This is a genomic window from Nocardia farcinica, assembly GCF_029867845.1.
GTDB lineage: Bacteria > Actinomycetota > Actinomycetes > Mycobacteriales > Mycobacteriaceae > Nocardia > Nocardia farcinica_A.
Map to the genome: position 1 here is coordinate 1 of NZ_JARWRU010000405.1, position 4,579 is coordinate 4,579.

Annotated in this window: 7 protein-coding genes and 1 pseudogene; 6 read left to right on the forward strand and 2 right to left on the reverse strand. The window is 73.2% G+C overall.

Annotated elements, in window-relative coordinates; genetic code table 11:
• Together QH283_RS08630 and QH283_RS08635 are read left to right on the forward strand one after the other, a co-directional pair.
• A pseudogene (locus QH283_RS08630) lies at positions 1 to 238 on the forward strand (hypothetical protein); the annotation flags it as partial.
• A gap of 84 nt (positions 239 to 322) precedes the next feature.
• A complete protein-coding gene (locus tag QH283_RS08635) occupies positions 323 to 949 on the forward strand; it encodes a class I SAM-dependent methyltransferase (RefSeq protein WP_280502496.1) in 627 nt (208 codons plus the stop codon).
• Between the two features lie 30 nt (positions 950 to 979).
• Here QH283_RS08635 and QH283_RS08640 read toward each other — a convergent pair whose 3' ends face one another.
• Both QH283_RS08640 and QH283_RS08645 read right to left on the reverse strand, forming a co-directional pair.
• Entirely contained in the window at positions 980 to 1,807 is an 828-nt protein-coding gene (locus QH283_RS08640) for an enoyl-CoA hydratase/isomerase family protein (RefSeq protein ID WP_280502499.1), read from the reverse strand.
• Positions 1,808 to 1,865: 58 nt separating this feature from the next.
• A complete protein-coding gene (locus tag QH283_RS08645) occupies positions 1,866 to 2,636 on the reverse strand; it encodes an SDR family NAD(P)-dependent oxidoreductase (protein WP_280502497.1) in 771 nt (256 codons plus the stop codon).
• Between the two features lie 143 nt (positions 2,637 to 2,779).
• Here QH283_RS08645 and QH283_RS30175 point away from each other — a divergent pair, with 143 nt between their 5' ends.
• The 4 genes from QH283_RS30175 to QH283_RS08660 all read left to right on the forward strand — a co-directional run.
• Positions 2,780 to 2,983, forward strand: a complete 204-nt coding sequence (locus QH283_RS30175) for a hypothetical protein (protein WP_348538270.1) — start codon at positions 2,780 to 2,782, stop codon at positions 2,981 to 2,983.
• A complete protein-coding gene (locus QH283_RS08650) occupies positions 2,980 to 3,852 on the forward strand; it encodes a hypothetical protein (RefSeq protein WP_348538271.1) in 873 nt (290 codons plus the stop codon). The genes QH283_RS30175 and QH283_RS08650 overlap by 4 nt, the downstream gene beginning before the upstream one ends.
• Positions 3,849 to 4,238, forward strand: a complete 390-nt coding sequence (locus tag QH283_RS08655; RefSeq protein ID WP_280502498.1) for an ArsR/SmtB family transcription factor — start codon at positions 3,849 to 3,851, stop codon at positions 4,236 to 4,238. The genes QH283_RS08650 and QH283_RS08655 overlap by 4 nt, the downstream gene beginning before the upstream one ends.
• A gap of 162 nt (positions 4,239 to 4,400) precedes the next feature.
• The coding region (locus tag QH283_RS08660) for a universal stress protein (protein WP_280502500.1) at positions 4,401 to 4,579 on the forward strand (179 nt) is incomplete at its 3' end.

The window sequence follows — 4,579 nt, forward strand, 5'->3', positions numbered from 1 at the left end:
GTCCCGGGGCGCCGTGGCCTGCCCGGCGCCGCTCGGCGTCGCGGTGTTCGCGCACGACATCACGCAGTCGGTGCGGCCGCTGGCGCAGCGGCACTACGACATCGCGCACTGGTCGGAGTTCGACCGGGGCGGGCACTTCGCGGCCATGGAGGTGCCGGACCTGCTGGCCGCCGACGTGCGGACGTTCTTCCTGGAGCGCCTCGCCGCGGATTCGGAGCGGACCCGGCCCACCCCGTGAGCGCCGTTCGCGGGCCGCGCGAGCAGGCCCGGCCGGGCGATCGGGCAGGATCGAGGGCCGAGACCGTGCGAGGAAGGGAGCGAGATGAGCCAGGGTGAGCGGATCCCGAGCAAGTGGGAGGAGATCGTCGCGGCCGATCCCACCCATTCCGAGCGCTACATCCAGCGGTTCCGCGATCTGGCCGCGCAGGGGCACGACATCGTGGGCGAGGCGCGGATGATCGACGCCATGCTGCCGCGCGGCGCGCGGGTGCTCGACGCGGGGTGCGGGCCGGGCCGCATCGGCGGCTATCTCCACGAGGTCGGGCACGTGGTCGTCGGCGTCGATGTGGACCCGGCACTGATCGCCGCGGCCGAGCAGGACCATCCGGGACCGACCTGGCTGGTCGGCGATCTGGCCGAGCTCGACCTGCCCGCCCGCGGCATCCCCGGCGCGTTCGACGCGATCGTGTGCGCGGGCAATGTCATCACCTTCGTCGCCCCGCCGACGCGCGGCGCGGTGCTGTCCGGGTTCGCCCGGCACCTGGCCCCCGGCGGGCGCGCGGTGGTCGGCTTCGGCGCAGGCCGCGACTACGCCTTCACCGATTTCCGCGCCGACGCCGTGGCCGGCGGCCTGCGCATCGACCTGCTGCTGTCGACCTGGGATCTGCGCCCGTTCACCGAGGACTCCGACTTCCTGGTGGCGGTCATGTCACGCGCCGACGCAGGCTGATCCGCGCCACGGGCGCGCCGCCCGCCCGGCTCACAGCGGCGACCACCCGGCCTTCCCGCCCTCGCGGAAGGCGGCGAAGGAGGCGCCGAGATCGCCGGTGGCGCTGCACATCACCTGGGTGCGGTTCTCGATGTCCAAGGCGTGCCGCAGGCTCGGCGCGTCCACCGTCTGCCACATGGTCTCCTTGGTCATCCACACCGCCAACGGCGAGTTCCCGGCGATCTCCTCGGCCTTGGCGATCGCCCGCCCCAGCAGCTCGCCGGGTTCGACGAGCTCGAGCACCAGGCCGATCCGCTCGGCCTCCGCCGCGCCGAAGACCCTTCCGGTGAGCAGCAGTTCGGCCGAGCGCGACGCGCCCACCAGGCGGGGCAGGTGGTAGCTGGTGCCCATGTCGCAGGCCGAGATGCCGTGCCGGATGAACACCGCGCCGAAGCTCGCGTTCGGCGTGGCGTAGCGGATGTCGCAGGCGAGGGCGAGGGCGAAGCCACCGCCGACCGCCGGGCCGTCGACGGCGGCGATGACCGGCTGGCGCAGGCGGTGGATCTTCTCGAAGGCGGAGGCCATCAGCTCCTGCGCGGCGTAGATCCTGCCCACGGACGACCGCACCGATCCGGCGAGGGCCGCCGCGGGCCCGGCGTCGGTGGCGGTGAAGTCCTCCGGGTTCGATTTGACGTCCGCGCCCGCGCTGAACGCCCCGCCCGCCCCGGTGACGACCACCGCCCGGACCTCGGGGTCGCCGTTCACCGCGTCGAGGGCGGCGTGCAGTTCGGCGACGGTCTGGTTGTCCAGGGCGTTGCGGCGGTGCGGGCGGTCGATGGTCAGCACGACCACGCCGGACGGCAGATGTTCGACGGTCAGTTGCGGCACAGCGGTCTCCTCGTCGGTGGTGCGGGTCCTCGATCGGCAGAGGGGGCGCTCAACGCGCGACGGTGCCGCCGTCGACGACGAAGGTCTGGCCGGTGATGAAACTGCCCGCGTCCGAGCACAACAGCAGTGCGGTGCCGACCATCTCGTCGGGATCGGCGATGCGGCGCAGCAGCGGCGTCTTCGCCATGGCCTCGATGAACTCCGGCGGGTTCTTGCGCACCATGTCGGTGTCCACCGCGCCGGGCGCCATGGCGTTGACGCGGATGCCGTCGGCGGCGAACTCGGCGGCCATCGAGCGGGTGAACGCCAGCAGCGCCGACTTGCCCGCCGCGTACATCGACAGGCCGCCCGCGAACTGCATGGCCGCGATGGATCCGAGATTGAGCACGGCGGCGTGACCGCTGGCGCGCAGGTGCGGCAGCGCGGCCTGCACCAGGAACAGCGGTCCGTTGACGTTCACCGCGAAGGACTTGCCGACCGCCTCCGGCTGCATGGTCGCCAGCGGCTGCGCCAGCGCGTTCGCGGCATTGTTGACGAGGATGTCGAGGCCGCCGAAACGTTCGACCGTGGCGTCGACGAGGGCTCGCAGGTCGTCCAGTTCGCCCAGGTGGGTCGGCACGCCGAGCGCCTCGGCGCCCAGTTCCCGCAGCCGCGCCTGCGCCTGCGCGCAGGCCTGCGGCTTGCGGCTGGCCACGACCACATTCGCGCCTGCACAGGCGAGCCCCTCGGCGATGGCCAGGCCGATGCCCCTGGTCCCGCCGGTGACCACGGCGGTCCGGCCGCTCAGGTCGAACAGTTTCGCGAATTTGTCCTTGTCCACGAGGGCCACCTCTCGTTCTCGCGGGCAACGCCGCCCGGCTGGAACCAGTTCTACCGTGCGGCGGGCGCGGGGGCGCGGCAGGGTGCACGGCGAACCCTTCAAAGCTATTGTGTGCGCACGTGCGCACGTGTAGGAAACTATGTGTGGTCCGAACGAGCGCGCCGAGCGGCACCCGCACCGTGCCCCCACAGCCGGTGTTCCGGCGACTGTTCACCGCGCAGGTGGTGGCGCTGGCGGGGACGGGGCTGCTCACCGTCGCGCTCGGACTGCTCGCCTACGACCTGGCGGGCAGCGCCGCCGCGGCCGTGCTGGGTCGGCCACGTTCACGCCCGCCTCCCAGTCGGTGATCCCCTCGGTGCTGCCCGACGAACGCGACTACACCCGGGCGTTGTCGTTGTCACGGCTGGCCTACGACCTCGAGGCACTGTGCTCACCCCTGCTGGCCGCCGCGTTGCTCACGGTGCTCGGCTACCACTGGCTGTTCCTCGGCACCGTCGCGGGCTTCGTGGCGTCGGCGCTGCTGGTGGCGACCACGACGCTGCCCGCACGGCCGGTGGGCGAGAGGCGGGAACCGCTGGTCGAACGGCTCACCGCGGGGGCAAGGATCATGCTGGCGCGGGCCGAGCCGCGCAGGTTGCTGGCGATGAACATGGTGGTGGCGGCCGGGACCGGCTTCGTGATCGTCGGCGCCGTCGTGCTGGTCCGCGACGTGCTCGGCGGGGCCGACACCGGGGTGGCGGTGGCGCTGGCCTGCTACGGGGCGGGCTCGATGGCGGTGGCCCTGGCCGTGCCGCGCCTGCTCACCCTGCTCGACGACCGCGTCCTCATGCTCGCGGGGTGCGCGCTGGTGAGCGCGGCGTTGTCCGCGACGGCCGCGTGGCTCGCCATCGACCCCGGCCGTGCGACGGCCTGGGTGGCGCTCGGCCTGTGCTCGGCGGCGCTCGGCGCGGGGACCTCGGCGGTCAACACGCCTTCCGCCCGCCTGCTGCGCCAGGCGCGCACCGAGGCGGAGCTGCCGAGCGTGTTCACCGCGCAGTTCTCCCTCTCACACGCCTGTTTCCTGCTCACCTATCCGGCGGCGGGCTGGCTCGCCACCGGGGCGGGACCATGCGTCGCGGCGACCGCGTCGGCTCTGGTCGCTACACTCGCAACCACTGCCGCCGCGCGCACGGCGCGGGCGGACCGGTCCGAGACGGCGGCGCCGGTGAGTCGATGAGAGTGGTGAGGGCGATGGCCGAGCAGGTGGCGGGCCGACGGTCCGAACCCGAAGCCAGTCTCGCGCACCCGGTCTCCCCCGACGCCCGCCGCCTCGACGCGGCCACCGGCATCTTCCAGATGCTCGCCGATCCCACCCGCCTGCACCTGTTGTGGCTGCTGACCCACGGCGAAGCCGATGTGACCGCCCTGGTCGAGGCCTGCGGCGCCTCCCGCACCGCGGTCAGCCAGCACCTGGCGAAGCTGCGGTTCACCGGGCTGGTCGACACCCGCCGCGAAGGCCGCCGCGTGATCTACCGGCTGCGCGGCGGGCACGTCACCCGCCTGGTCGAAGAGGCGCTCAACCACGCCGACCACATCGTCACCGGGGAACCCCCGCACCACTGAACCAGGCGCGCCCGCCGGATCGGGGTCCAAAGCCCTTCGGGTCCGGGACCGAAAGCCCGTTCGCCGCACCGTCTTCGCGCCGCACAATCGTCGTAGACCCGGCTGCGGTGGCGGTGCGGGCAGTTCTCCACGGTCCCGCGCAGCCATCGAAAGGGCAGCCCGATGTCTGTTACCCCCGCCCTCGATCCGCACCAGAACCGCTCCGCCGCCGTGGTCGTAGGGGTGGACGGCTCGGTGGGCAGCGAACGCGCGGTGCGCTGGGCGGCGGCCGAGGCGCTCCGGCGCGGACGGCCGCTGATGCTGGTGCACGCGCTCGAGAACGACACCGCCCACGCCCTGCT

Excerpts from the sequence above, each read along its gene's own strand:
- QH283_RS08655 (WP_280502498.1), top strand. The coding sequence starts at position 3,849 with ATGAGAGTGGTGAGGGCGATGGCCGAGCAGGTGGCGGGCCGACGGTCC.
- QH283_RS08635 (WP_280502496.1), top strand. The coding sequence starts at position 323 with ATGAGCCAGGGTGAGCGGATCCCGAGCAAGTGGGAGGAGATCGTCGCG.